Annotated in this window: 26 protein-coding genes; 19 read left to right on the forward strand and 7 right to left on the reverse strand. The window is 31.9% G+C overall.

Going from position 1 to position 26,365, the window contains the following annotated elements; translation table 11 throughout:
• The 5 genes from HA146_RS03095 to HA146_RS03115 are packed head-to-tail and all read left to right on the forward strand — an operon-like array spanning position 1 to position 5,074.
• Positions 1 to 1,335: a DUF697 domain-containing protein gene (locus tag HA146_RS03095; RefSeq protein WP_209108105.1), complete on the forward strand. Its 1,335-nt coding sequence runs from the start codon at positions 1 to 3 to the stop codon at positions 1,333 to 1,335.
• Between the two features lie 20 nt (positions 1,336 to 1,355).
• Complete coding sequence (locus HA146_RS03100) at positions 1,356 to 2,255, forward strand: metal ABC transporter substrate-binding protein (RefSeq protein ID WP_209108106.1); 900 nt, start codon at positions 1,356 to 1,358, stop codon at positions 2,253 to 2,255.
• A gap of 3 nt (positions 2,256 to 2,258) precedes the next feature.
• A complete protein-coding gene (locus HA146_RS03105) occupies positions 2,259 to 3,023 on the forward strand; it encodes a metal ABC transporter ATP-binding protein (protein ID WP_209108473.1) in 765 nt (254 codons plus the stop codon).
• Between the two features lie 9 nt (positions 3,024 to 3,032).
• Positions 3,033 to 3,905, forward strand: coding sequence for a metal ABC transporter permease (locus HA146_RS03110; RefSeq protein ID WP_209108107.1), 873 nt, complete (start codon positions 3,033 to 3,035; stop codon positions 3,903 to 3,905).
• A complete protein-coding gene (locus HA146_RS03115) occupies positions 3,902 to 5,074 on the forward strand; it encodes a DUF4336 domain-containing protein (protein ID WP_209108108.1) in 1,173 nt (390 codons plus the stop codon). The genes HA146_RS03110 and HA146_RS03115 overlap by 4 nt, the downstream gene beginning before the upstream one ends.
• A gap of 6 nt (positions 5,075 to 5,080) precedes the next feature.
• On the opposite strand, the gene HA146_RS03120 is transcribed toward HA146_RS03115, so the two are convergent.
• Positions 5,081 to 5,416 carry a DUF760 domain-containing protein gene (locus tag HA146_RS03120; protein WP_011376161.1) on the reverse strand — a complete coding sequence of 112 codons (336 nt, stop codon included), beginning with the start codon at positions 5,414 to 5,416 and terminating at the stop codon, positions 5,081 to 5,083.
• 45 nt (positions 5,417 to 5,461) lie between these two features.
• Positions 5,462 to 6,046: a signal peptidase I gene (gene lepB / locus HA146_RS03125; protein ID WP_209108109.1), complete on the reverse strand. Its 585-nt coding sequence runs from the start codon at positions 6,044 to 6,046 to the stop codon at positions 5,462 to 5,464.
• Between the two features lie 51 nt (positions 6,047 to 6,097).
• On the opposite strand from lepB, the gene menD reads away from it, so the two are divergent.
• Genes menD through HA146_RS03145 form a run of 4 tightly spaced genes read left to right on the forward strand, consistent with a single transcriptional unit; the run spans position 6,098 to position 11,628 of the window.
• Entirely contained in the window at positions 6,098 to 7,861 is a 1,764-nt protein-coding gene (gene menD, locus HA146_RS03130; RefSeq protein ID WP_209108110.1) for a 2-succinyl-5-enolpyruvyl-6-hydroxy-3-cyclohexene-1-carboxylic-acid synthase, read from the forward strand.
• Between the two features lie 36 nt (positions 7,862 to 7,897).
• Complete coding sequence (gene menB, locus HA146_RS03135) at positions 7,898 to 8,755, forward strand: 1,4-dihydroxy-2-naphthoyl-CoA synthase (protein ID WP_209108111.1); 858 nt, start codon at positions 7,898 to 7,900, stop codon at positions 8,753 to 8,755.
• 35 nt (positions 8,756 to 8,790) lie between these two features.
• Positions 8,791 to 10,242, forward strand: coding sequence for a glycogen synthase GlgA (gene glgA, locus HA146_RS03140; protein WP_209108112.1), 1,452 nt, complete (start codon positions 8,791 to 8,793; stop codon positions 10,240 to 10,242).
• Between the two features lie 12 nt (positions 10,243 to 10,254).
• On the forward strand, positions 10,255 to 11,628 hold the full coding sequence (locus HA146_RS03145) for a UDP-N-acetylmuramoyl-tripeptide--D-alanyl-D-alanine ligase (protein ID WP_209108113.1): 1,374 nt from the start codon (positions 10,255 to 10,257) through the stop codon (positions 11,626 to 11,628).
• Between the two features lies 1 nt (position 11,629).
• Here the strand turns inward: HA146_RS03145 and glmU are convergent, their stop codons facing one another.
• The 3 genes from glmU to aroA are packed head-to-tail and all read right to left on the reverse strand — an operon-like array spanning position 11,630 to position 15,237.
• Positions 11,630 to 12,979, reverse strand: coding sequence for a bifunctional UDP-N-acetylglucosamine diphosphorylase/glucosamine-1-phosphate N-acetyltransferase GlmU (gene glmU, locus HA146_RS03150; protein WP_209108114.1), 1,350 nt, complete (start codon positions 12,977 to 12,979; stop codon positions 11,630 to 11,632).
• A gap of 25 nt (positions 12,980 to 13,004) precedes the next feature.
• Positions 13,005 to 13,910: a tRNA (5-methylaminomethyl-2-thiouridine)(34)-methyltransferase MnmD gene (locus HA146_RS03155; RefSeq protein ID WP_209108115.1), complete on the reverse strand. Its 906-nt coding sequence runs from the start codon at positions 13,908 to 13,910 to the stop codon at positions 13,005 to 13,007.
• A 16-nt stretch (positions 13,911 to 13,926) separates the two neighbouring features.
• Complete coding sequence (gene aroA, locus HA146_RS03160; RefSeq protein WP_374027173.1) at positions 13,927 to 15,237, reverse strand: 3-phosphoshikimate 1-carboxyvinyltransferase; 1,311 nt, start codon at positions 15,235 to 15,237, stop codon at positions 13,927 to 13,929.
• 132 nt (positions 15,238 to 15,369) lie between these two features.
• On the opposite strand from aroA, the gene HA146_RS03165 reads away from it, so the two are divergent.
• The 6 genes from HA146_RS03165 to acs all read left to right on the forward strand — a co-directional run bounded on the left by HA146_RS03165 (position 15,370) and on the right by acs (position 21,908).
• Positions 15,370 to 16,095, forward strand: a complete 726-nt coding sequence (locus HA146_RS03165; protein WP_209108474.1) for a 2-phosphosulfolactate phosphatase family protein — start codon at positions 15,370 to 15,372, stop codon at positions 16,093 to 16,095.
• A gap of 33 nt (positions 16,096 to 16,128) precedes the next feature.
• Positions 16,129 to 16,956 (forward strand): carbon-nitrogen hydrolase family protein, encoded by an 828-nt coding sequence (locus HA146_RS03170; RefSeq protein WP_209108117.1) that lies wholly within the window; start codon positions 16,129 to 16,131, stop codon positions 16,954 to 16,956.
• Entirely contained in the window at positions 16,956 to 18,041 is a 1,086-nt protein-coding gene (locus HA146_RS03175; protein ID WP_209108118.1) for an N-acetylmuramoyl-L-alanine amidase, read from the forward strand. Before HA146_RS03170 ends, HA146_RS03175 begins: the two co-directional genes overlap by 1 nt.
• Positions 18,038 to 18,832 (forward strand): glutamate racemase, encoded by a 795-nt coding sequence (gene murI, locus HA146_RS03180; RefSeq protein ID WP_209108119.1) that lies wholly within the window; start codon positions 18,038 to 18,040, stop codon positions 18,830 to 18,832. Before HA146_RS03175 ends, murI begins: the two co-directional genes overlap by 4 nt.
• Positions 18,833 to 18,859: 27 nt before the next feature.
• A complete protein-coding gene (gene sds / locus HA146_RS03185; RefSeq protein ID WP_209108120.1) occupies positions 18,860 to 19,831 on the forward strand; it encodes a solanesyl diphosphate synthase in 972 nt (323 codons plus the stop codon).
• A gap of 94 nt (positions 19,832 to 19,925) precedes the next feature.
• Positions 19,926 to 21,908 carry an acetate--CoA ligase gene (acs, locus tag HA146_RS03190; protein WP_209108121.1) on the forward strand — a complete coding sequence of 661 codons (1,983 nt, stop codon included), beginning with the start codon at positions 19,926 to 19,928 and terminating at the stop codon, positions 21,906 to 21,908.
• Here acs and HA146_RS03195 read toward each other — a convergent pair.
• Positions 21,905 to 22,627 carry a DUF1350 family protein gene (locus HA146_RS03195; RefSeq protein ID WP_209108122.1) on the reverse strand — a complete coding sequence of 241 codons (723 nt, stop codon included), beginning with the start codon at positions 22,625 to 22,627 and terminating at the stop codon, positions 21,905 to 21,907. The two genes, acs and HA146_RS03195, sit on opposite strands and share 4 nt — an antisense overlap.
• A gap of 129 nt (positions 22,628 to 22,756) precedes the next feature.
• Here HA146_RS03195 and HA146_RS03200 point away from each other — a divergent pair, with 129 nt between their 5' ends.
• A complete protein-coding gene (locus tag HA146_RS03200; protein WP_209108123.1) occupies positions 22,757 to 23,536 on the forward strand; it encodes a 3'-5' exonuclease in 780 nt (259 codons plus the stop codon).
• 31 nt (positions 23,537 to 23,567) lie between these two features.
• Here the strand turns inward: HA146_RS03200 and HA146_RS03205 are convergent, their stop codons facing one another.
• Positions 23,568 to 23,990, reverse strand: a complete 423-nt coding sequence (locus HA146_RS03205; protein ID WP_209108124.1) for a hypothetical protein — start codon at positions 23,988 to 23,990, stop codon at positions 23,568 to 23,570.
• 100 nt (positions 23,991 to 24,090) lie between these two features.
• On the opposite strand from HA146_RS03205, the gene hisS reads away from it, so the two are divergent.
• The 3 genes from hisS to HA146_RS03220 all read left to right on the forward strand — a co-directional run bounded on the left by hisS (position 24,091) and on the right by HA146_RS03220 (position 26,327).
• Positions 24,091 to 25,371 (forward strand): histidine--tRNA ligase, encoded by a 1,281-nt coding sequence (gene hisS / locus HA146_RS03210; protein WP_209108125.1) that lies wholly within the window; start codon positions 24,091 to 24,093, stop codon positions 25,369 to 25,371.
• Positions 25,372 to 25,658: 287 nt separating this feature from the next.
• Complete coding sequence (locus tag HA146_RS03215; RefSeq protein ID WP_209108126.1) at positions 25,659 to 25,958, forward strand: TIGR02450 family Trp-rich protein; 300 nt, start codon at positions 25,659 to 25,661, stop codon at positions 25,956 to 25,958.
• 135 nt (positions 25,959 to 26,093) lie between these two features.
• The gene (locus HA146_RS03220; RefSeq protein WP_209108127.1) at positions 26,094 to 26,327 is read left to right on the forward strand and encodes a hypothetical protein; all 234 of its coding nucleotides are present in this window, start codon (positions 26,094 to 26,096) and stop codon (positions 26,325 to 26,327) included.
• Positions 26,328 to 26,365: the final 38 nt, after the last annotated feature.

The raw sequence follows: 26,365 nt of genomic DNA on the forward strand, positions 1-26,365 counted from the left end.
GTGTTTGATATTAGTAAAGACAACCTTTTAAAGGATTTCATAAAGTTTCCTAAAAAAAATTTTCTTATTATTTTATTATTGTTAGGTTTTGGGGAATGGTTTGTCAGTGATTTAATTAATTTTGCAGGGGGCTCAATAGGATTCTTTGCCTTGTGTTTAGGGGGATATTTTTACTTGAAGAATGATAAGCCTAAATTTAATGAGCCAAATAATTTAGATGGTTGGATAGATCTATGTAATGAAGATTTAAATTTTTTTGAGGAACTTGAAGCAACAAATGAATTAGATAAACAAAATTCAGAAAGACAAAAAATACTTAAATCGATTCTTAATAGATGTGATAAAGAAACAATAAGTTGCATTGGACAAAAAGATTATCAAAGTTGTCAATCTGTTTTGAAAAGTCATTTTAAAGCAGAAAAGTTTGACTTTGATTTGTACGAAAAACTTCCTAAATATAATTCTTCTGAATTTATTCCAAAAGAGGCTTTGAATAGCGATGCAATCTTATTTTTTATAAATTTACCTTTGTCGGCAAATGATTTTTTGTGGCTTGAAAAGTTTCCTAAGAATATGCCAATTTGGTTAGTAGCTTTAACTTCCAATGAAATAGAGGGCAAAAATCAGATAGAAGACCTGAAATCTCAAATTTCAAGTGAATTTATAAATAAAATAATTACTTTTGATTTAAATAAAAATGAAATAGCAAATATACCTTTTTCTTTAAGGAAGTTTTTTATAAGTTCTACTAAAAATGTTGAAAATACAAAAAAAAGACTCTTGAAAGAACTACATACTACTTGGCAATCTGAAATTGAGGGAATAAGAAGAATGCATTTAAAAGGCATACAAAGAAAAAATCAAATTCTTGTAGCCACTACTGTTTTCTTATCGCCTATCCCGTCAATTGATGTTATGGCAATGACAGTATTAAATTCTTTAATGATTAAAGAAATCAAGTCTATATGGGGCTGTAATTGGTCTCCCGAAATTTTAGATAAAGTATCTAAAGAGGTTTTAAAAACAGCAATTGCTCAGGGAGTTATTGAATGGAGTGGACAGACTCTTATTGGAATAACAAAACTTCATGGCCCAAATTGGCTTGTTTCTGGAACATTTCAGGCTGTTAGCGCTGCGTATTTAACAAGAGTAGTATCAAGTTCTTTGGCCGATTTTATGGCAATAACAAAAGGAGTAGAAGAACCTGATTTGGATTTTATAAAGAAAAATTCTGAGAAAATTGTTGAAAAAGCTTTTGAAAAAGAAAAAATAAATTGGAAAGGATTTATTTCTGATCTTAGAAAACCACTTATGAAACTTTCCTTTGATTCATAATCAGAGGATGATTAAAAAATATGAGAAAAAATATAATTTTTTTTACTGCGATACTTTTACTTTCTTTGGCTGCAGGCTCCTGTAAGAGAATATCAAATAAAAATCAAAATGAAGAAGTAATACTGGCAAGTTTTACTGTCTTGGCAGACATAATAAAAAATGTTTCTAAAGATGATTTCATTGTTAGATCAATAGTAAAACCTGGAGTTGAAGTTCATGGTTACCAACCTACTCCAAGCGATTTGGTAAAAGCATCTAGTGCTTTTGTTTTTGTTGATAATGGATTTGGATTTGAATTATGGGCAGAAAAATTTATTTCAAATTTAAAAGTAAAAAGAATTACTGTTTCGGAAGGGCTAGATCCTATTTTTATTAGTGAAGATTCTTATGAAGGTAAACCAAACCCACATGCCTGGATTTCTCCAAAAAGAGGGATGCTTTACGTAGATATTATTGTGGAATCTTTATCAGAATTGAGGCCATCTAAAAGAGAATTATTTGAAGAAAATGGAAGAATCTATAAGGATAAACTCTCTACAATAGATAAAGAATTCTCACTTTTTATTAATAACTTAAATAAAGAGAAGAGGTATCTAGTAAGTTGTGAAGGAGCTTTTTCATATCTAACAAATGATTATGGATTAGAAGAAGTTTATTTGTGGCCAGTTAATGCTGAGAGTCAAATTACTCCAAAAAGAATGGCAAGAACAATCTCAATAGTTAAAGACAAAAATGTTCAAGCTGTATTTTGCGAAAGTACTGTAAGTAACGAATCTCAAATGGTTGTCGTAAATGAAACTGGCGCTAGTTTTGGAGGTGATCTTTTTGTTGATTCATTATCTGAAGATAGTGGCCCTGCTAGTTCTTATATAAAAATGCTTAAGCATAATTTGAATCTTATTAAAAAAGGGCTTTTATAAATGATGGAAACAACCAATTTTCAAAACTTTAGGATTGATGCAGAGAATATTTGCGTAGATTACAATGGCAAAGTTGCCTTATATGATGCAAATTTAAGATTAAAACCTGGCCAGATTTGTGGATTAGTAGGAATGAACGGAGCAGGTAAAACAACTTTTTTTAATGCTTTGACCGGTTTTGTAAATATTTCGAAGGGAAAAATTAGAATAAATGGAGAGTCTGTAAGAGCTGCTCAAAAAGATCAGACAATTGCTTATGTTCCTCAAAATGAGGGAATTGATAGTCAATTTCCAGTAAATGTTTGGGATGTAGTAATGATGGGAAGATATGGCTCGATGAATATTCTTAGGTGTCCTAGAGAGTCTGATGTTCAGGCGGTTAAAGATGCTATTGAGAGAGTTGATCTTAATGAGCATTTATCTACACCTATTGGAAATTTATCTGGAGGCCAGAGAAAAAGAACTTTTTTAGCTAGAGCAATTGCGCAAAGAGCATCAATTCTGCTTCTTGATGAGCCTTTTTCAGGTGTTGATATAAGAACTGAGAAACTTATCTCAGAATTATTTATTCAATTTAAAAATGAGGGAAAAACTATCTTGCTATCGACTCATGATATGATTCATGTCCGTGAATTTTGTGATTTAGTTCTTTTAATAAATAAGACTGTTGTAGCTTATGGAGAAACTTCTGAAGTGTTTACCCCTGAGAACATAACAACCACTTTTGGAGGTATTTCACCTGATTTCTTGTTTGGACCTGAGTCCTAAATTTATATTATGGAGCTCTGTTCTTTTTTAACTGTAGATAAATTCATAACAGGTCCTTTAACTCATGACTTTATGAGAAAAGCACTTTTTATGAGTTCACTAGTAGCAGCTGTTTGTGGCTTCTTATCTAGTTATTTGACTCTTAAAGGATGGGCTTTAATGGGAGATGCAGTTTCACATTCAGTAATGCCTGGTGTTGTTGTCGCCTATGCTTTAGGTCTCCCTTTTTCATTGGGTGCATTTATTTTCGGAGTTGGTTCTGTAGCATTGATAGGGTTTATAAAGCAGAAATCCAGAGTTAAGGAAGATACTGTTATTGGGCTCGTATTTACTGGATTTTTTGCGCTTGGAATCGTATTGGTTTCTAAGATTAAAAGTAATATTGACCTGCACTCTATTCTTTTTGGTAGTCCATTAGGAATATCACTTTCAGATGTAAAGCAAACCCTATTCATTTCTTTATTGGTAGTAATACTCTTATCAATTTTTAGAAAAGATTTAATGCTTTATTGTTTTGATCCTAGGCATGCAAAAACAGTTGGAATTAACGTATTTTTTCTTCATTATTTACTCCTTACATGCTTATCATTAGCAGCAGTTGTGGGCTTGCAGTCTGTTGGCATTATTTTAGTGGTCGCAATGTTGATTACACCAGGAGCCACAGCATATTTACTTACTGATCAGTTTGATAATATGACCATTATTTCAGTATTAAGTGCAATTATCTCAAGCGTAATAGGAATCTACGTTAGCTTTTGGTTTGACCTTGAAACAGGTGGATCAATTGTCTTGGCACAAACATTTATATTTTTATTCGCTTTTTTATTCGCTCCAAGATATGGAATTTTCAAGTTTAAAAAATTATTTGCTGGGTATAAATGATAATGGTAGAAGAAATTTCAAATAATAAGTGGTATTGGTGGCCATTATTTCCTTTATATCCTTATGGAAAAAAGAAAACTATTTTAAGAGAATTAATTCCTGATCAAATATGGTCTCTGGAACAAATACAGGGACTTTATTATGTCGCGGTTCCAATAAGAATGACGGTAATAAAGGTTGATAATGGGTTGATGCTAATAAATCCATTGCCTCCTACAAAAGAATTAATAAATGAGTTAGAAACATTAATTAAGATTCACGGCAAAGTAAAAACAATAATTCTCCCAAGTGCTTCTGGACTAGAACATAAAATCGGACTTCCAGCTCTTTCAAGAATTTTTAAAGATGCAGAAATTTGGCTTTGTCCAGGACAGTGGAGTTTCCCTATAAATCTACCTATAGATTTTTTAGGCATTCCATCAAAAAGAACAAGAATACTTTTTGAGGAAGGTACTCCACATACAGATTCCTTTCAATGGACTTCATTGGGTCCTCTTAACTTAGGACTTGGAAGATATCAGGAGATAAGCTGTTTTCATTATTCAACGAAAACTCTTCACGTAACGGATGCAATAGTTGGAATTGACTCCAATCCTCCTGAGATATTTGATTTTGATCCAACTCCACTTCTTTTTCATTCCAGAGAGAGAGGAGATGAACCTTTAATTGACAACATTGAACAAAGAAAAAAAGGTTGGAAAAGGTTAGTCTTATTTTCATCTTTTTTGAAACCAGGGAAATTAAATATTCCTACTTTAAAAGAAATCTTTCAGTATTCATTCAAAAAAGATCTCCGAAATTGGAGATCACATTTCGGTATTTATCCCTTTGTATGGGATACAGATTGGGAATCATCTCTAGTTGAAATTATGGGAAACGATATTCCAAAGATTCAGATAGCACCAGTTTTAAAAAAATTAATTTTTCCGCGTTCAAAAGAGGTCTTAATTAAATGGTTAGAAAATATCAAGAGTTTTAAAGATATGGAATATTTAATTCCAGCTCATTTTACGGCACCTATAAAATTTACAAAAGAGGACTGTCAAAAGTTAATTAATGAAATTAGTTCCCAAAAATGGGATAAATTACCAGAGGATAATAAATTCTTGATGGGTTTATATAAAAAGTTGTTTGAATTAGGAATAATTCCTGAAGAAGTTAATCTTTAAAAACTATTATTCTTCTATAGACATGTTTTCATCATTTTTAAGAGTTTGTTCCAGCTCTTTTCTCTGCTCCATTTGTCTTAAGAAATATCCTGTCATCATTGCCGAAGATAATAAATTGGCAATGTTGTCTTTTGAAGATGTTATTTTTACATCAAATTGGTCTGAAGGAAGCATTCCAAGAAGACCTTGAACATTATGTCTAATAATTTCTTGAATATCTTCACTAGCTGATTTTGCTATTCTTTGCAAAACTTCCGGAGATTGTTTTTGTAAATATTGGATTAAATCATTCTCATCATTTGGATCATTATTTTCAGTAGCAAGAAATTCTGGATTAAACATTTCTACAACTTCAAGATATAAAAACCCTACAACATCACGTACCCATTAATCTAAATTATTAAGGGCAGGGAACCGAATAGGTCCAATTTTATTGAACGGCCAATATCTGAAAATAGCTTTACCAATAATCTTTTCATAGGGTAAAAATCCCCAAATATGTGAGTCCATACTATTGTTTCTATTATCTCCCATAACCCATAATGATTCTTCTGGAATAATTAAAGGCCCTATAGAATAATTTATATTTTTGTCAAAAACGTAATTTTCTTGAGCAATATCATTTAAGTAAAGGTTACCGTCTCTTACTTCTACCTTGTCTCCAGGTATTCCAATTACTCTTTTTATTAATGCAGTATCTTTCCCATAACCAGCATTAATTAATTGCTCGGGGACATTAAAAACAACTATTTTATTTTTTAATTTTGAAAGATTTGATTTGGATGTGATTTTAGGGGTTACTTTCTCAACAAGAATTTTATCTTGTATTTGCAGAGTTGGAAGCATTGAACCTGATGGTATCCATCTTGGCTCTATAACCTGCCATCGTATAATTAAAGCAATAGATATCCAAATTAAAAGATTTTTAAAATCCTTAATTATTGAATTTTTTTTTTCTTCAGTTGCAGACATGTTTTATTTAATTCAGTTATAAGGAAAAATCCCAAAGCATTTATATAAATTATGACATCATCTATTGAAAGCAAAAATTTTCTTAGAAGTTTACAACTTTTAAATCTACTTATAAAAATAGGAGTTCAAAATTTAATACTATGTCCTGGTAGTAGATCAGCACCTTTAGCAATAGCTGCAGGAGAATTAAATAAATTAGGACTGGTAAATATTTTTAATTCAATTGATGAGAGATCTGCCGGATTTCACTCTCTTGGGATTTCTGCTGCATCAGGTAATCTTTCTTTAGTTATTACCACTTCTGGAACTGCCGTAAGTAATTTATTGCCAGCAGCAGTTGAGGCAGACCGATCTTGTAAAGGTATTATTTTTCTTACAGCTGATAGGCCTTTAAGGTTAAAAGATTGTGGGGCTAATCAAACAGTAAATCAAGAAGATTTCTTGAGTTCTGTTTGCAGAAGAGTTTTAAATACAAATCTCAATGGACTTCATGAAACAGAAGATAATGAAATTTTAAATTTAGTGCAAATCATTGAGGAAGAAATATCAACCTTCCCTGGTCCTATTCATTTAAATATTCCTATCGATAAGCCTCTAGACATCACTTTTGTTAATAAAAAAAGTGTTTTAGCGGTATTTGAGAGAATTTATTTAAAGAAAAAATATGTCTTTCAAAAAAATGAAATAATGTCTAATAAAAACAAACTCTTTGAAATTTCAAAAAGTTTAAATTTAGATGAATCAGGGATTATTTTGGTGGGTCCATATCAAGGTTCCATAAATGAGTTATCTTCTTTTAATAAATCTTTAGAACAATTACAAGAAATTACTGGTTGGCCAGTATTCGCTGATCCTGTTTCAGGAGTTTATTCTGACTTGAGAGGGTTAGTTGTGAATTGGGAATTAGTCTTAAGAAAAAATAAGAATTTCATCAATTGTCAACAAATTTTGAGGCTTGGTCCAATGTCATCCTCAATTGATTTGGAGAAGTTTTTAACAAGATTCGAAGGTAATCAAATTCTTATTAAAGAAAAAAACTTAAGAAAATTAGATCCCATAAAAAAATCCTTTGAATATGAGTTTGGATTGACAAAGTTCGTTAATCAATTATTAGCAGATTTATCAATTAATCAAAAAAACAAAAAGTCTCTAAATTCTTTAGCCCTAGATCTAATAGAGGAAGGTGAAAAAATTAAGAAAATTCTAAAAGAGAAAATTACAAAGAATAATCAAATAACTGAGTATAAGCTTGCCAATCTTGTACCAAAAATTTGGCCAGCTGAAAATCCTATTATGCTTTCAGCGAGTAGCCCAATTAGAGATTGGCTTACATTTTCTGAGAATTGTACTTTAACAAGAAATTGTTTCAGCTTTAGAGGCGCTTCTGGAATAGACGGTACTTTATCCCTTGCATTAGGAATATCTAGAATTAAAAATCCTCTACTTCTTGTTACTGGCGACTTGGCTTTTGTTCATGATATAAATGGCTGGCTTATTGAAAATTCAATCGACTTAAATTTAACAATTCTATTGATAAATAATAATGGAGGAAATATATTTAACCGTCTTTATAAGAAAAATCTAAAAGAAGATGAATTAAAAAAACTATTTCTTATGCCTAAAAAAATAAACTGGGAAAAACTTGCAGGAGCATATCAAGTAAACTTTAAAAGTGTGACAAATTTTAAAAAATTACGAGAGTCACTCGAATGGAGCATTTGTATTCAGAAATCTGTCATAATTAAAGTTGATATTGATCCGGAAAATGAAATTAATGAAAAAAATGCTCTTCTAGAAAAAATAATTGGCAGTTAAATTTTATTATTTTCTATTTTAAAATAATTAGGATTCATGAAAGTCTTACCTGGAAAAACTACCTTAAAATGGTCACAATATAAGTCTTATGAGGATATATTGTTTCATAAATCAGATCAGGGAATTGCGCGAATCGCAATTAATCGGCCTGAAAAAAGAAATGCATTCAGACCTCAAACTGTAGATGAGCTTATTGAGGCATTTAATATTGTGAGAAATGATGAAAGTATTGGTGTAGTTCTTTTTACTGGGGCGGGCCCTGATAAGAAAGGTATTTATTCTTTTTGCTCTGGAGGTGATCAGAGTGTTAGAGGTGAAAATGGATATAAAAATGATGAAGGTAAGCAAAGATTAAATGTTCTGGAATTACAAAGATTAATTAGAAGTTTGCCCAAAGTGGTTATCGCATTAGTTCCAGGTTATGCAATTGGAGGAGGCCAGGTTCTTCATTTAATTTGTGATCTTAGCATTGCCTCAGAAAATGCAATTTTTGGTCAAACAGGTCCAAGAGTTGGTAGCTTTGATGCCGGATTTGGTTCTAGTTATTTGGCTAGAGTTGTTGGTCAAAGAAAAGCAAAGGAAATTTGGTTTTTATGTAGAAAATATAATTCCAAGGAGGCACTAAAGATGGGCTTGATAAATGCGATTACAAAGATTGAAGAATTAGAAGCTGAGGGTGTAATCTGGGCAAGAGAGATTTTACGAAATAGTCCAACTGCTATTCGTATTCTTAAAGCTTCATTTAATGCAGAAAATGACGGAATTGCTGGTATTCAGGAATTATCTGGATACACAACTCAATTATTTTACTCGACTAAAGAAGCTCAAGAAGGTAAAGATTCCTTCCTTGAAAAACGTCCACCTGATTTTTCAGACTATAAGTGGACTCCCTAGTTGATTTTCTCAAAAGAACTTTTTTATAACTATTAATGAAAATTCTTCTTGCCGCTGCTGAATGTGCTCCAATGATCAAAGTTGGAGGTATGGGAGATGTAGTGGGTTCTTTACCTCCATCTTTGATAAAACTTGGTCACGATGTAAGGGTAATAATTCCAGGCTATGGTAAGTTGTGGAGTCATTTAGAGGTATCGCATGAACCTGTTTTCAGCGCCAATACTATGGGGACTGATTTTTCTGTCTATGAATCAAAACATCCAATACATAATTATGTGATTTACCTAGTTGGTCATCCAACATTTGACTCTGACCAAATATATGGAGGTGAGAATGAGGATTGGCGTTTTACATTTTTTGCTAGTGCTACAGCCGAATTTGCTTGGAATTGTTGGAAACCTCAAGTCCTTCATTGCCATGATTGGCACACTGGAATGATTCCAGTATGGATGCATCAGGACCCTGAAATTAGCACTGTTTTCACGATTCATAATTTAAAATACCAAGGCCCTTGGAGATGGAAACTAGAAAAAATGACTTGGTGTCCTTGGTATATGCATGGAGACCACACAATGGCTGCGGCTATGTTGTATGCAGATAGAGTAAATGCTGTTTCACCCACTTATGCTGATGAAATTAAAACCCATGAATACGGGGAAAGCCTTGAAGGATTACTTAATTACATATCAGGTAAATTAAGGGGTATTCTTAATGGCATAGATCTTGATGAATGGAATCCAGCCAAAGATCCAGTTTTGCCTTCAAACTTTAGTATCAAGAATCTAGAAAATAGGAAAGAAAATAAGAATATTCTTCAGAGAGAAATGGGTCTTGAAGTTAATCCAAAAAAATATCTTTTAGGTATGGTTAGTAGGTTAGTTGATCAAAAAGGAGTTGACTTGCTTTTACAAGTCTCAAGAAGACTTTTATCATATACAGATTCGCAAATTGCTGTTTTAGGGACTGGAGATAGGTCTTTAGAGTCAGGATTATGGCAACTGGCATTAGATTACCCAGGAAGATTTTCAGTATTCCTTACCTATGATGATTCTTTATCAAGACTTATATATGGGGGGTCTGATGCATTCTTAATGCCAAGTAGATTCGAACCTTGTGGGATTAGTCAACTTCTTGCTATGAGGTATGGCTCTGTGCCAATAGTAAGGCGAGTTGGAGGTTTGGTTGATACTGTTTTACCTCATGATCCAGAAAATAATAGTGGGACAGGTTTTTGCTTTGATCGCTTTGAGCCTATAGATTTCTATACATCTTTGGTTAGGTCTTGGGAGGCCTTCAGGCATAAAAATAGTTGGGAATTATTACAAAAAAGAGCTATGAGCCAAGAGTTCAGTTGGGAAAGATCAGCACTCGAATACGAAATTATGTATAAAGATGTTTGCGGAATAAAGGAACCATCACCAGACTTTGCTGAAGTTGAAAAGTTCTCTTACGGACAATCCGCTGATCCATCTTTAAAAAAAGTATGACTTAATATTTTAATGGAATTCTCTTTATCAGAATTAAATAATGTTTTGGGGGATATTAAAAATCTGAGCGAGGGTAAAAAGGATCTTTTAAATTTTAAAAATATAAGTATTGATAGTAGGACTTTATTAAAAAATGATCTTTTTATAGCTATAAAGGGTAAAAATTTTGACGGACATAGTTTTCTTCCAGAGGTTTTAAATAAAGGAGTTAAATCAGTAGTAATAAAAAAAGGGATGCAGAAATTACTTCCTAGAAATTTCCCTTGTTGGGTTGTGAATGACACATTAAATGCATTTCAGAAATTAGCATTACTAAAAAGAAAAAAATTAAATATCCCTATGGTTGCAATAACTGGTTCAGTGGGTAAAACAACAACAAAAGAAATGATTGGTGAAGTTTTAAAGAAACTTGGAAGAATTAAACTATCCCATGCAAATTTCAATAATGAGATTGGAGTTGGTCTTACTATTCTTGCTACAGATATTGAAGATAAAGTTTTAGTTATTGAGATGGGAATGAGAGGTCTTGGACAGATCGAGAATTTATCTAAATATAGTGAACCCGATATTGCTGTTATTACTAACATTGGGACAGCTCATATTGGATTGTTAGGCTCGAAAAAGAATATTACTTATGCAAAGTGTGAAATTAGTAAGTTCTTAAATCCCAAAGGAGTTGTAATAATTCCATCAAATGATTCATTCCTAGAGGAAACTTTAAAAGAATTCTGGAAAGGTAGAGTAATAAAAGTAGAACTATTAAATATAGAAAATCAAAAGGAGAGTTTTAAGAAAGATGATAATTTGCGAGGATTTTATAATCCTGCGAATAAAACAATTTTAATTGAAGAAAATACATTTGAGATTTTATTTGAGGGATTTCACAATGCTTCAAATTTCCTATATGCTTATGCAGTTGCTAAAGAGCTAGGAATTCAGTTTTCAAGTTTTAATAAGTTTAATTTTGCAAGTTTAGGCGGAAGGAATAAAATCCTTAAATCAGTTAAAACAACAATATATGATGAATCATATAATGCCTCGCCAGAGTCAGTAAAAGCATGTATTAAAAACCTGCTTGAAAAACCCAGAAATCAATTTTTCATATTTGGAAGTATGCAAGAATTGGGAGAAGAATCTGAAAAATATCATAAAGAAATATTCAACTTAATAAATAATTCAGATATAGAAAAATGTTTATTTATTTGCGATAAAAAAAAAGAAAAAATTTACTCTAATTATCTAAAAGATAAGAAAAAATTTTTAGTCTTAAATAATATTAAAGATGTACCTCAAGAGATAAACAAATCTACAAAAAAAGGTGATTCTATCCTTATAAAAGGGAGTAGATGTTGGCATCTTGAAAAAATTATTGAATTAATTAATTAGATCAAGATTTCTTTCTTTTCCAATTCTCTATATTTAGTTGCTTGGTTCTTGAGATCGCTAATGAATTATCTTTGGAGTCTTTTGTGATCACTGAACCAGCTCCTGTTGTTACTGATTCCCCGAGAGTTATTGGCGCAACAAAAACTGTATTTGCACCAATACTGGAATTTTTACCAATTTTTGTTTGATGTTTTTTCTGACCATCAAAATTTGCAGTAATAGTACCTGCGCCAATATTTGTAGATCTTCCAATAATAGAATCGCCAATATAACTTAGATGGTTTACTTTAGAATCTTCTTCTAGTTGACTATTTTTGATTTCAACAAAATTACCTATTTTGCTATGGGAAGATATTTTGGAGTTAGGTCTTATATGACTGTAGGGGCCAATTTTTATATGATCCATTATCTGAGAAGCATAAACAGTGGAGTTTGAGATCTCACAATTTAATCCCACAATAGAATTCTCAATAAAAGTATTTGGTCCTATGATGGAATTACTATTTATTTTGGTACTTCCTCTTATATGTGTATTAGCCTCTATAATCACATCCTTACCAATTTCGGCTTCTTCACTAATTGAACAACTTGCTTTATTTATAAAAGTTACACCATTAAGCATATGCTTTTCTTTAATTGAATTCTGAATATTTTCCTCGCACTTTGATAGTTGAATTCTGTTATTAATTCCTTCAAGCTCTCCATTATCCTCTACCTCTAAGCTTAAGGAATTCTTTATCAAAGATACTGTATCTGTTAAGTAAATTTCTTTTTGATTATTATTGCTTTGCAAGGTATTAATTATTTTTGACAAATTATCCCAGTTAAAACAGTAAACACCTGCATTTATTAATAGATTTTCTCTTTCTTGATCATTGCAATCTTTTTCTTCAACAATTCTCTCTATTAAATCCCCCTTCAAAAAAACTCTGCCATACCCATGAGGATTTTTTTTCTTTGTAGTAATTAAAGAAACATCAGCATTTTTTGAATCGTGTAAATATAAAAGTTTTTTTAGAGTCCTAGGCTTGATGAGAGGTACATCGCCGTTCAGTACCAAAAGCTTTCCTTGATGTTTTTTTACTTCTCTACAAAGTACCTGGATAGCATGACCGGTTCCTAATTGAGGATCTTGAATAACAAAATGGATTTTTTTATCGTTTGGGATTGACTTTTGCACCTCTTTTGATTTGTGTCCAGTAATTACGAAAATTTGATCAGGTTTTAATTCAGCACATGAATCAATTACTCTCTGCAACAGACTTTTGTCAGAGATTTTATGTAAAACCTTTGGCAATGAGCTTTTCATCCTGGTACCCTTGCCTGCCGCCAATATCGCAACACTTAACATGTTTTTCTGAAATATTTATTTAAATCTAACTCTTAAAGGATGACTTCGTCATTCCCCACTTCTTTCTCCATTTATTTGTAGATACTAGATCTGAGAATAATTGCTCATCTAATCTTTTTTTAATTATATCGTCTTTACTTGAGTTTAAATCTTGATCTCTATATGGAATGCTAGCTTTAGTTAAGAGATGTTCCTCTTCCATTACAGATAACTTTTCAAAATTGAAATTGGGTTTCAATTTATTCTTATCAAATTTTGATATTGCGACAGTTCCCTGACTCCATAAAGTTCCTTTATTAAAACTTGGTTTAATAGTAAAAATCTCTAATCCAAGATTTCTTAATGTCTTTCTTACTGCCGCTGAAGAAGAATAAGTTATTAAATAACCCTCAGAATTAAGCTTTTCTGTGACTTTAGATAAAAATTCAATTGTCCATACTTGTGGGCATTTTTGAGGAGAAAAACCATCTAAATAAATCAGATCGAATTTAATAGCTGAAGGAATAATGTTGATTTTTTCTCTAGCATCACCCCACAAAAGACTACATTTAAAAAATTGATTCTCAAAGTAATCTTTGCGATACAATGATTCAAATATTTTCTTGACTTTTGGAGCCCATAATTCCAAGAAAGATTTATTTCTAAGCGAATATTCAAGAGGCTTTTTATTAATCTCCAAAGCATATAAATTTAAATATGTTTTTTGTTTAATTAATTCATTTAATAAAGAAGCGGAATTGTATCCTAAACCAAAACATATATCCAAAACATTAAGAGATTTGCCCTTAAATCTTTGCAAATTAGAAGGCGCTGTAAACTTTAATTTTGTTTCCTCCAATGCTCCCAATAAGCTATGGAAATTCTCTTGATAAAAGACACTTCTTAAGGAATAACTCCCATCTTTTGTTAAAACTTCAATGAATTCAGACAAAAACTTTTTAAGTTAGTTAGTTAGTTAGTTTGGCAAGGTCTTCCCAAAAACTGGGATAAGAGACGCTAGCTGCATCTGCTCTCATTATTTTTGAGGTACCTTTGGCGAGAAGTGAAGCAATAGCAAGACTCATTGCTACTCGATGATCCGTCTCACTGTCTACCTCTGCAGAATGAAATTTTGATTGACCATTAATTATTAACCCATCCTCTTTTTCTGTTATTTCAGCACCGAATTTGTGCAATTGTCTTGCCATGACTTTTAATCGATCTGTTTCCTTAACTCTTAATTCTTTTGCATCCTTAATTTCAGAAACCCCATTACAAAAACAGGCTGCTACAGTAAGGATGGGAATTTCATCTATAAGTTTTGGGAGAATATCTCCTTCAATAGTGAATGATCTTAAATTATTTGCAGTCTTTACTTTAATAGATCCAATAGGTTCTCCTGCAATAATCGATTTATCTAAAATCTCATAAGTGCACCCCATTGAATCCATTACATTTAATATCCCTGTTCTAGTAGGATTTAATCCAACATTTTTAATTAAAACCTCCGAATTTGGAACAATAGATGCAGCAATCATCCAAAAGGAAGCAGAGCTTATGTCTCCAGGGATTAAGATTCTCTGACCAATTAAGTTGCTCCCTGACTTTATAACTATATTCCTTCCTAATTCTCCTCTTATACTTATGTCTGCTCCAAATGCTTTTAACATTCTTTCGGTATGATCTCTTGAAGATGCTGGCTCAATAACAGAAGTGGTCCCAGAAGCTTTGAGGCCTGCCAATAGTATTGCTGATTTCACTTGAGCACTCGCTACAGGCGTTCCAACAACACATCCTTTAAGTTTATTCCCATGAATTGAGATTGGGGCTTTGTTCCCTCTTTCTCTCCCAAAAATTTTGCCACCCATTAAAGATAATGGTTTGCCCACTCTACCCATTGGCCTCTCATTAAGAGAAGTGTCACCTGTTAAGATAAAGTTCCTACCTTCTTGACCGGCTAGTAACCCCATTAATAATCTCATAGTGGTTCCCGAATTACCACAATTAAGAATTTCTTTAGGCTCTTTTATTCCATCAAGACCCAAGCCCGAAATCGTAAAAGGCTCATCTTCTTTTATCTCTGGTATATTTACACCTAATTTTCTTAGACAATCAGCAGTTGAAAGTGGATCTTCAGAATGTAAAAACCCTTCAATAGTTGTTTCACCCTTAGCAATACTTCCTATTATTAAAGCTCTATGAGATATAGATTTATCTCCAGGTACTTTTATTTCTCCTTTTAAATCACCTCCACCTTTTATTGTGCGGAAATTATTCATTTTCAAATTAATACTTGATAAAATTTTTATAAATACAAATTAGATATATATTATCAATAAATTTGTTTTTAAAAAAAAATAATCAAATTAAGTAACTGTTTTCTATAATAAAAATTAGAAAAGGATTTGATCATTAATCTTACTTATTATCACGTTGCAAAGGATGTCCCAGAAATAAATCCCGATATTGCAGTGGTTATTGATGTTTTGAGAGCTACAACCACAATTTCTTGGGCTTTAAAAAATGGAGCTGACTCAATTCAAGTTTTTGCAGATTTAGATTTATTGAAAGAATCTGCAATGAATTGGCAAGCTGATGAGAGACTAATGCTTGGAGAGAGAGGCGGGAAGAAGCTTGAGGGCTTTGATTTAGGGAATTCTCCTTTATCTGTTACAAAAAAAGTTGTTAATGGTAAAAGACTATTTATGAGTACAACAAATGGGACTAAATCATTGCAAAAAGTTCAACATGCAAAGCATTTATTTGCTATGGCACTGCCAAATAGGAAAGCCGTTGCCGAAAAAATCATTTCATTAAAAAGTGAAAATGTTTTAATCCTTGGTAGTGGGTGGGAAGGCTCATATTCACTTGAGGATTCTTTAGCTGCTGGTGCTTTGGCCTCATACTTGGAAAAGAACTGTGATTTTGAAATTAATATTTTGAATGACGAATTACAGGCTGCTTTGTCACTCTGGAATTTTTGGAAAAATGACATTTTGAAATGTTTAAAAACAGCAACCCATGGCAAAAGATTGACAAGTCTTGGAGATTATGAGGATGATTTTAAATGTTGCTCTGAACTTGATTGCTTAGATATTGTTCCGGCTCAAGTTGAAAGAGGTGTGATTCGTGCCTAATAATTTACGAATTGGTTCAATAGGAGTAAAGTCTTGACTGATTTTTTGGTAGCTGCATTGCAAATTACGAGTACTTCAAATGTTGAAGCAAATTTTGTTGAAGCAGAAGAACAGATTGAATTAGCTGCTAGAAGGGGAGCTGAGTTAATAGGATTGCCTGAGAATTTTGCTTTTTTAGGAGGAGATGATGAAAAACTTAGATTAGCTTCTGAATTGTCAGTGAAGTGTGCAAATTTTCTCAAAACTATGTCACAAAGATATCAAGTATTTCTTTTGGGGGGAGGGTATCCCGTTCCTGCTGGTGATGACAGTCATACTTTTAATAGGTCAGCACTGTTTGGGAAGGATGGACAAATTTTGGCAAAATACGACAAGATTCATTTATTTGATGTTGATTTGCCAGATGGAAATTTATATAAGGAATCAGCTACTATTTTATCTGGTGAGGAGTATCCACCTGTTGTAGATGTTCCAGGTTTATGCAAAATAGGGTTATCGATTTGTTATGACGTTAGATTTCCTGAACTTTATAGATATTTGTCTTCGAATGGTGCAGAGCTAATTATGATCCCCGCAGCTTTTACAGCATTTACTGGAAAAGATCATTGGCAAATCCTATTACAAGCTAGAGCAATTGAGAATACAGCATATGTAGTTGCTCCCGCTCAAACGGGGATTCATTATGGGAGAAGGCAAAGTCATGGCCATGCAATGGTAATTGACCCATGGGGCACAGTTTTGTCTGATGCTGGAAAAACTCAGGGAGCTGCAATAGCTCCTGCTGATAAAGAAAGAGTTAAGAAAATTAGGGAGCAGATGCCAAGCCTTAAACATAGAAAAAACAAATTATTTTCAAATTAATGATAAAGTTTTTGGATAATAAACTTTTTCGTTGTTTATCCGTTTTTTTATTTTTAAATTCTGCAATCCTCCCAGTTAAATCTTCAAGTGCTCTTGCGGCATGGGCGATAAAAACTAATGGGGTTTTAGAATTAAGAACTAAATCAAATACAAATTTAAAAGCATACTTTCAGAAGGCTAACCAAATATCTGGCGATAGATTCTGGGTGGATTTCCCAGGAGAATTAAAAAATCCCAGAATAATAAAAGGTAATGGCCCAATAAAAGAAATTAGATTAGGTAAACCAAATAATGGTAAAACAAGATTAGTAATTGAATTTAATGAAGAAACTTATCTGAAACCTTTGACTTGGCGAATGGTTGGCTTAGATCAAAACAGGTGGAGAATTAAACTATTTACCCCAAAATATCCATTTAAGAAGATTGGTGAAGGTTTAGTTGTGAAGAGAATAGGAAATATCAAATCAAACAAAAACTCAAGTTATGTAAAGAAAAGGGTTCATGAATACTTGCAATTGCCAAACGTAAAACAAAATAAATTTTTGGTTGTTATCGATCCAGGGCATGGAGGACCTGATCCAGGTGCAATAGGGATTGGTGGGATAAGGGAAACAGATGTTGTACTGGAGGTTTCTAAAATAGTTAAAGAGTTACTGTCCGATAAAGGTGTCAATGTAAGGTTAACTAGAAGAAATGAAGTGGATTTGGATTTACCTCCTAGAGTTTCCTTTGCCAATAATACGGATGCGGATATTTTTGTAAGTATTCATGCAAATGCCTCAAGAGGGAAAAGAAGGGATATTAATGGGTTAGAAACTTTTTACTTTAGAGGGTGGAGAGGTAGATTACTCGCTAAAAAAATTCAAAAACAAATTCTAAGAGTTTCCCCTGGGAGTCCTGATCGAGGAGTTAAACAAGGTAGATTTTACGTAATTAAAAATACTAGGATGCCTGCAGTTCTTGTGGAGATTGGATTTTTAACAGGAAGATTAGATGCAAGAAGATTACAAAAAACTGTGCATCGTAAAAGAATAGCTTATGCAATTGCAAAAGGTATCCTTGAATATTTTTCTAAATTAGGGTGAAACTTAAAATAGGTATATTTGATAGTGGTATAGGCGGTTTCACTATCCTTAATTCTTTACTAAAAACACGTAATGATGTCGAGGTTTTTTATTTGGCTGATACAAAAAGAATCCCTTTTGGAAATAAAAATTTTAAAGAAATAAGAATTATTGCAAAAGATATTTGCACTTTTTTTAAAGATAAGAATTTAGATGCACTTTTAATAGCTTGTAACACTACAAATGCCTGTGCACTTGATATTTTAGAAAATAGCTTAAGGATCCCTTGTTTTGACCTTATAAACTCAGTATCAGAAATAGTTAATAAACAAATAATTGGTGTCTTGGCAACACAAACAACGGTTAAATCATCATATTATAAAAAAGCTATTAGTTCTAAAAAAGAGAATTTGAAAATATTTCAACAAGAATGTCCAGAATTTGTATCAGAAATTGAAAAAGAAAAGCTGAATTTTAATAAGTTAAATTATCTTTCGGATTTGTATATAAGACCACTATTAAATAGGAATATTGAAGAATTAATACTTGGATGTAGTCATTATCCTTTGATTTATAATTTTTTAAGAAAAAAAGTAAACTCAAATATAAAAATTATTGATCCATCTGAAGCATTGATAAAAAAATTTAATGAATCTTTTGAAATTCCAAAAACTGACCACTATGATAGTCTTTCTAACAAAAATGTAAGATTCTTTGTTACTTCAGAAAAAGATAAATTTGCCAAAAAAGTAAAATTTTGGCTTGAAATTAATAAAGAAATTACGTTGGTTAACCTCCGAAGCAATGTTTGATTCTTTAATATATATAAGAGGCCTATCATGAACACAGTAACAGAACTACTACAACCAGTTGAAAATGATCTTGATGATCTTATTCTTGAACTGAAAAATCTAATAGGAGCAGGTCATCCAATTCTTCAAGCTGCAGCAGAACATCTTTTTAGTGCTGGGGGGAAAAGGCTTAGACCAGGTATTGTTTTATTAATTTCAAAAGCAATATCCCCTGGATTCAGTCTTACCGACAAACATAAAAGGCTTGCTGAAATTACTGAAATGATTCATACAGCATCATTAGTTCACGATGATGTTGTTGATGAGGCATCCACAAGAAGGGGTGTAGATACAGTACACAGTAGATTTAATACTAGAGTTGCTGTTTTGGCAGGTGACTTTTTATTCGCTCAATCAAGTTGGCACTTGGCGAATCTGGATAATGTAAATGTAGTTAAATTACTAAGTAGAGTAATAATGGATTTAGCTGAAGGTGAAATTAAACAAAATTTAAATAGATTTGATTCTGCTCAATCTTTTACAAAATACATTAATAAAAGCTACTGTAAAACGGCATCATTAATAGCAAATAGTTGTAAAGCGGCTGGGGTTTTGAGTGATCTTAAAAATGAAGAATTAACCTCGTTATATGATTTTGGTAAAAATATTGGTTTGGCTTTCCAAGTTGTAGATGACATACTTGACTTTACTGGAAACGATAAACAACTTGGAAAACCTGCTGTAAGTGATCTCGCGAGTGGTTACCTTACTGCACCAGTTTTATATGCCTTAGAGGAAAATAAGAAATTGTCTGTTCTTATAAACAGAGAACTTGTTGAAAAAGATGATTTGGATAATGCTCTTAGTATTATTATGAATTCTAAAGCCATAGACAGTTCCAGAAAACTAGCTGAGGATTTTGCAATGCTTTCTAAAGAAGCCATAGTTTGGCTTCCTGATTCAGAGTATAAAAGGGCGTTAGTGGCTCTTCCTGAATTTGTTCTCAGCCGTATCTTCTAGATTTATTAAAAATAAATTTTCCAGCTAAATTTATATTAATATTTTTGAAAACCATTATTTTTTCGACTAGCTTTATTAAGCATATATTTATTTAATGTCACTAGATAAAAAAAATTCAATCAATAACATACTTGAAGAAACAAGAATTTTCCCCCCTTCAAAAGAATTTGCAGAAAACTCAAATATTAGATCTCAAGAAGAATTACTTAGTCTAAAAAAACAAGCATTGGATAATCCAATACAATTTTGGGAGTCTTTCGCAAAATCTGAACTAGATTGGTTTGAGCTATTTCAAACTGTATTAGATAGTGATAATGCTCCTTTTTTTAAGTGGTTTAAAGAAGGTAAACTAAATATTACTTATAATTGTTTAGATAGACACATTAAAAGGGGACTTGGAGGGAAAACTGCATTGATCTGGGAAGGTGAGCCCGGAGATAGCAAACAATATACTTATGAAGAACTATTAAAAGAGGTTTGCAAAGCTGCTAATGCATTAAAAGCGATTGGAGTAAAAAAAGGAGATTTGGTATGTATCTATATGCCAATGATTCCTGAAGCAATGTTTGCGATGTTAGCTTGTGCAAGAATCGGGGCGCCACATTCAGTAGTCTTTGGCGGATTTTCATCAGAAGCTTTAAAAGATAGGTTAATTGATGGGAATGCCAAATTTATTATTACTGCAGATGGTGGATTTAGAAAAGATAAGGTGATTGAGCTTAAGAAAGCTGTCGACGCAGCAATTGAAGGTGGCGCAGATGAAATTGTAGAAAAAGTAATTGTTGTTCAAAGAACTAAAAAAAATATTTCCATGGAAAGTAAAAGGGATTATTGGTGGCACGATTTATTGAAAGATCAAAAAGATTGGTGTGAACCAGAAATTATGAATAGTGAAGATAGGTTATTTATTCTTTATACCTCGGGATCTACTGGAAAACCTAAAGGAGTTGTTCATACTACTGGTGGATATAATCTTTGGACCCATATGACATTCAAATGGATTTTTGATTTAAAAGATGATGATATTTACTGGTGTACTGCAGATGTTGGTTGGATCACAGGTCATAGTTATATAGTTTATGGGCCCTTATCTAATGGCGCTACAACTTTAATGTTTGAAGGAGTTCCAAGGCCATCTAATTTAGGTGCTTTTTGGGAAATTGTTCAGAAATATAAGGTCTCGATTTTTTATACTGCGCCAACAGCAATAAGAGCATTTATGAAGTCTGGGCGTGAAATTCCTGATAAATATAATCTAGAGAGTCTTAGACTTTTGGGCACAGTTGGAGAACCAATTAATCCTGAGGCATGGATGTGGTACAAAGATGTTATAGGTAAAAATAAATGTCCGATAGTTGATACTTGGTGGCAAACTGAAACTGGTGGTGTGATGATAAGTCCTTTGCCAGGAGCAGTTGCGACAAAGCCAGGTTCAGCTACTTACCCATTACCTGGAATTGAAGTTGAAGTCGTTGATAAGAATGGAGATAAGGTAATGGAGAACGAGGGTGGTTATTTAATTATTAAGAAGCCTTGGCCAGGGATGATGAGAACAATTCATGGAAACTCAGAGAGATACTTGGAGAGTTATTGGGAATATATTTCCTTTAAAGGAGAAAAGAATGTTTATTTCGCTGGAGATGGAGCACGCATTGATAAAGATGGATATATATGGATTATGGGGAGAGTTGATGATGTTATAAGTGTTTCTGGTCATCGGTTAGGAACGATGGAAATAGAATCTGCCTTGGTAAGTCATAAATCAGTTTCAGAAGCTGCTGTTGTAGGAAAAAGAGATGATCTCAAAGGTGAAGTTATAGTTGCTTTTGTATCTTTAGAGAAAGATGTGAACAGTTCTTCAGAATTACTAGAGGATTTAAAGAAACATGTTGTTAATGAAATTGGAATTATTGCGAAGCCCGAAAAAATAATCATTTCTGACTCTCTACCGAAAACACGAAGTGGAAAAATTATGAGGAGAATTTTGAGATCTTTGGCTGCTGGAGAAAAAATTAGTGGTGATATAAGTACTCTTGAAGACAGTTCTGTTTTGGAAAAGTTGAAAGAAGCATCCTAATCGGATTCATCAATTAAACTAGAAATTTTTTTTATAGTATTTCTTTTGAAATCATCATCTGCCCAGTCTCCCAAAAAATTTTCTCTTAGTCCTGCACTAGCAATAGAAGTGTGAGTTCCTTTTAACATTATTCCCTTAGAATTGTCTTCTTTTCTTGATTTAAGACAAGAAAATAATTTATCTGTTTGATCTAATTCGTCTGAGTTGAATTTTATTAGGAAGTTATTTTTTTGATTATAAGTTTTTTCAATTATTCGTAAAGTTTTTTCTGGACTTGGGCTGAATTCACTCTTAAATTCTAATTTTTGAGAAATCTCTTTCAGTAATGGAATTGATTTGTTAGCGCTGAAGTTATTGAAACTAATTGATATGAATTTTTCGCAATTTCTTCCACCATCAGGAGAAATTAAATGAAGTTTACAGCCCAGACTATGACCTATTCTTATTGAAGGAATTGATGCCATTATTCTTTTAGATAAGGATATTCGGCAATTCTTAAAATCCTTCCATGCTTTAATAGCTAGTTGTTGGTGATCAAACTGTGGAGTGTACTTGTATGCATGTACTGCATAATTTTTATTTATTAAGCTCTCTATGAATCTTCTATATGTTAAATCTGGTTTAGACGCAAGGTAACTTCCACCTATAAATTCCACAATTTTCTTAGGATTTGAAGGCCAATAACAAAAATTGTTAAATTGATATTTAGTAAAAGTCATTTTTATAAATTTATTTTTAAATAAAAGAAGATTTCAAAAAATATTTTCTAATGAATTTGTTTAATTAATATTAATTTAAAAGAAATTCTTTTTAAATGCGTCAAGATAAATGAAAGTGTTTTCATCTAATTGGAACTATTTAACAAAAAAGAATTAAATCAATTGGATTTTCTTCAAGATCAAATTAATGGTAACCCCACTGAAAAAAGTGTTACTAATCAAAATAAAAAAATAGAAAAAATTTTAATACTTGATACAGAAACATCAGGTTTAGATGAAAATAAAGATGAAGTGATAGAGATAGGTTGTATTTTGTTTGACGTATCTTTTAAATGTGTACTTTCACAGGTCTCATTTTTATTCCCTGTTAAAAATAATGAAGCCGAATATGTAAATGGTATACCTGCAGAAGTAACTAATATCTCTCAACCATGGGAAGATGGATTGAATTTCTTTTTAAAACTTGTTGATTGCTCAGATTTCATTGTCGCGCACAATGTAGAGTTTGATAAGAAATGGTTTGGGAAAGGAAGATTGCCTAAACTTAATAAAAAATGGATATGCAGTTTAGAGGATATTAATTGGTCTTTTCAAAAATCACTAAAAACCAGACCTTCAGTAACTGATCTAGCTTTGTCTTTCTCAATTCCAGTTTGGAATTTACATAGAGCTTTGTCTGATTGCTTTTACATATCTGAGGTTTTCAAGAAATGCGATAATTTAGATGAACTTTTACTTAAAGCTACTGAACCGAGGTTTTTATACAAGGCATTGGTTAGTTATGAAGAGAGGTCTTTAGCTAAAAATGCTGGATTTAGATGGAATAGTCCTGTGCATGGAGCTTGGTCAAGGAAATTAACTTCTGATGAAGCAAGAAATCTTGATTTTAGAGTAGAGATTTTAAATTAATATTTAATGAATTTTTGACTTAAGATAATATTTAGTGCATTTTACAGGGCATCCATTTTTTACCCATTTTATGTGCTCCAATACATCCATATTTTGAGGCGGCCTTTTCAGCTTCTTCTTTTGTGCTAAATAGATCTGAGATCATGTTTTTCTTGTTTGAATTTGAAATTTGTTTTGAATGATTATGATCATGGTTTTGAGAATTAGGTGAATACTCCCATACTCCCATGGTAGTAATCCCTGCAGAGATAATTCCCATCCCAACCACTGATAAATTGACTATTCCCATTGCGACTGCACCAAAAGAAAATACACCCATTGGAACTACTCCAATACTTATAACTCCCATAGGAACTATTCCTATTGAAACGATACCAAGAGGTGCTATTCCAAAAGCAATTTTTTTTGGTTTACTACCACAATGCTGACTCTCTTTATTGTTATTTATTTCCAATGGTTTTTGCTAAATGTTAAATTAAAATTGTCTCACAGAACAAACAATTAAAATTTAATTTCAATATTAAATTAAAAATTTTGAATTATTTCCTAGAACTTTGAATAACTTAAAAAATCTTAGAGGAACGGTAGACCTATTGCCTGATCAATTAACAAAGTGGCAAAATGTTGAGAAAATTTTAATGGAGCAGCTTTCAAGAGCATCTATTAAAGAAATAAGAACACCAATATTGGAAATGACTGAATTATTTATAAGAGGAATTGGTGAAGGAACAGATGTTGTCAGTAAGGAAATGTACACATTTCTGGATAGAGGGGAGAGATCTTGCACTCTTAGGCCTGAAGGAACGGCCTCCGTCGCACGAGCCTTAATACAAAATGGATTGTCCTCTAATCCTCTGCAAAAACTTTGGTACATGGGCCCCATGTTTAGATATGAAAGACCTCAAGCAGGCAGGCAAAGACAGTTTCATCAGTTAGGTGTTGAGTTTATAGGATACGAATCAGTAAGAAGTGATGTTGAAATCATTGCTTTAGCTTGGGATGTCTTAGGAAAATTAGGAATAAAAGAACTTAATCTTGAAATAAATACGTTGGGTGATCATAATGATAGATTGAATTTTCAAGAATCTTTTTTAAAGTGGCTAGAAATAAATAAAAACTCTTTAGATTTAGATTCTCAGAATAGAATTAATAAAAACCCCTTAAGGATTTTAGACTCTAAGAATAATCAAACCAAAAAAGTCCTTAAAAATGCACCAAGGTTATTTGATTTCTTGTCTAAAAAAAGTCATGAAAGATATTCAGACTTGAAAAAACAATTAGAGATTTTAAAAATACCTTTCGTGGAAAACTTTAATCTAGTGAGAGGATTGGATTATTACACTCATACAGCTTTTGAAATTACTAGTGGAGCCCTAGGCTCCCAAGCAACAGTTTGCGGAGGAGGCAGATATGACGATTTAATAAAGCAAATGGGAGGGCCAAACACACCGGCAATTGGATTCGCTATCGGCTTAGAAAGATTAATCTTACTAGCGGGAAAAGAGCTTGAGGTCCCAAAAAATACTGATATTTATATTATTAATCAAGGCTTAATTGCTGAATCATTAGCCATGGATTTATCTAGAAAATTAAGAAATTATGATTTATTAGTTGAATTGGATTTGAGTGGAGCCTCTTTCTCTAAGCAATTTAAAAAGGCAAATAAACTAAAATCCAAAAGTATTATTGTTATTGGTGATGATGAGGCAGCCAATAAAGAATTTATTATAAGGCTGTTTGATAAAGCAAGTTTTGGAAATAAAGAAGAGGTTATATCTTTTGAGAATGATATTAAATTGGAGAAGTGGATAAATAAAAACTTGATTATAAAGTGATGATGCTCTTCAAGTTAACGATAATTCTTATTTTTATACTAATTGTCTATTTTTTGAGAAATTTTCTTAAATCTAAGAGGAAAAAATTTTTTAAAGCTAAAAAGTTAAAAACCCTTAATAAGAAGAATCTAAATAATTGGATGAATTTAACTAAAAACGAAAGATATAACTTATCAAAACAAGAATCTATTGTCTATTTGGATAAACGAAAACTTTTATTAGACGAAATCAGAAAAGAATATACAAAAATATCTAAAGGAAATTCTAAGAAAAAAATAAAATAACTAATGACAAATTTCTGGACTTCCAACAAACCCATAAATGGTTTAAGACATTTTGTTTTAGTAAATAAGACTAAAGAGAAAGGAAAAAATTTTTATTTAATGGTTTCCGTCGTTGATTGCGACATTAATTTGAAAATTACTTTCAAAGACTTATTGAATAGTGGTAATTGGGAAAAGGGATGGCTAAATATTCCTAAAAATGAATCAATTAATGAAGAATATGTTCGATTCAAATCTTTAAATAAAAAGGAGGGAATTAATAAAATTTTTTTAACTGATGATTCTTTATTTAATATTTCTTAATTTGATATAGATTTTTTAATAAATTTTTAATGTAAATACTGGGCTTTTTGTAGCTTAATAATTATTTAAATGTTTTACCCCTTTCAAAAAAATAAAATTAACGTTATTAAGGATTAATAATATTTACTTAATTAAATGTTAGGGGATATATGGAGCTCTTCGGAGTTGACAGCTAAAAACTTAGGAATAACAGAAATTAAACTTTCTTTTTTACGTGAAAATGGAATTCTCAAGCCTGGAATTCATTGGAAAAGCTCTCCTCTTGGTCAGAAAAAACCTTGGAAGCCCAAAGCTCTTTATAATATTAAAATGTGTAGAAGTATTATTAATAAATTCTATTTTGAAGAAAATGATAATATTGCAGCCTAAATTTAAAAAGAATTCTTTTAGGATTAATTTGGAAAGAT

Source organism: Prochlorococcus marinus CUG1416 (assembly GCF_017695965.1).
In the GTDB taxonomy this organism is placed as follows: domain Bacteria; phylum Cyanobacteriota; class Cyanobacteriia; order PCC-6307; family Cyanobiaceae; genus Prochlorococcus_A.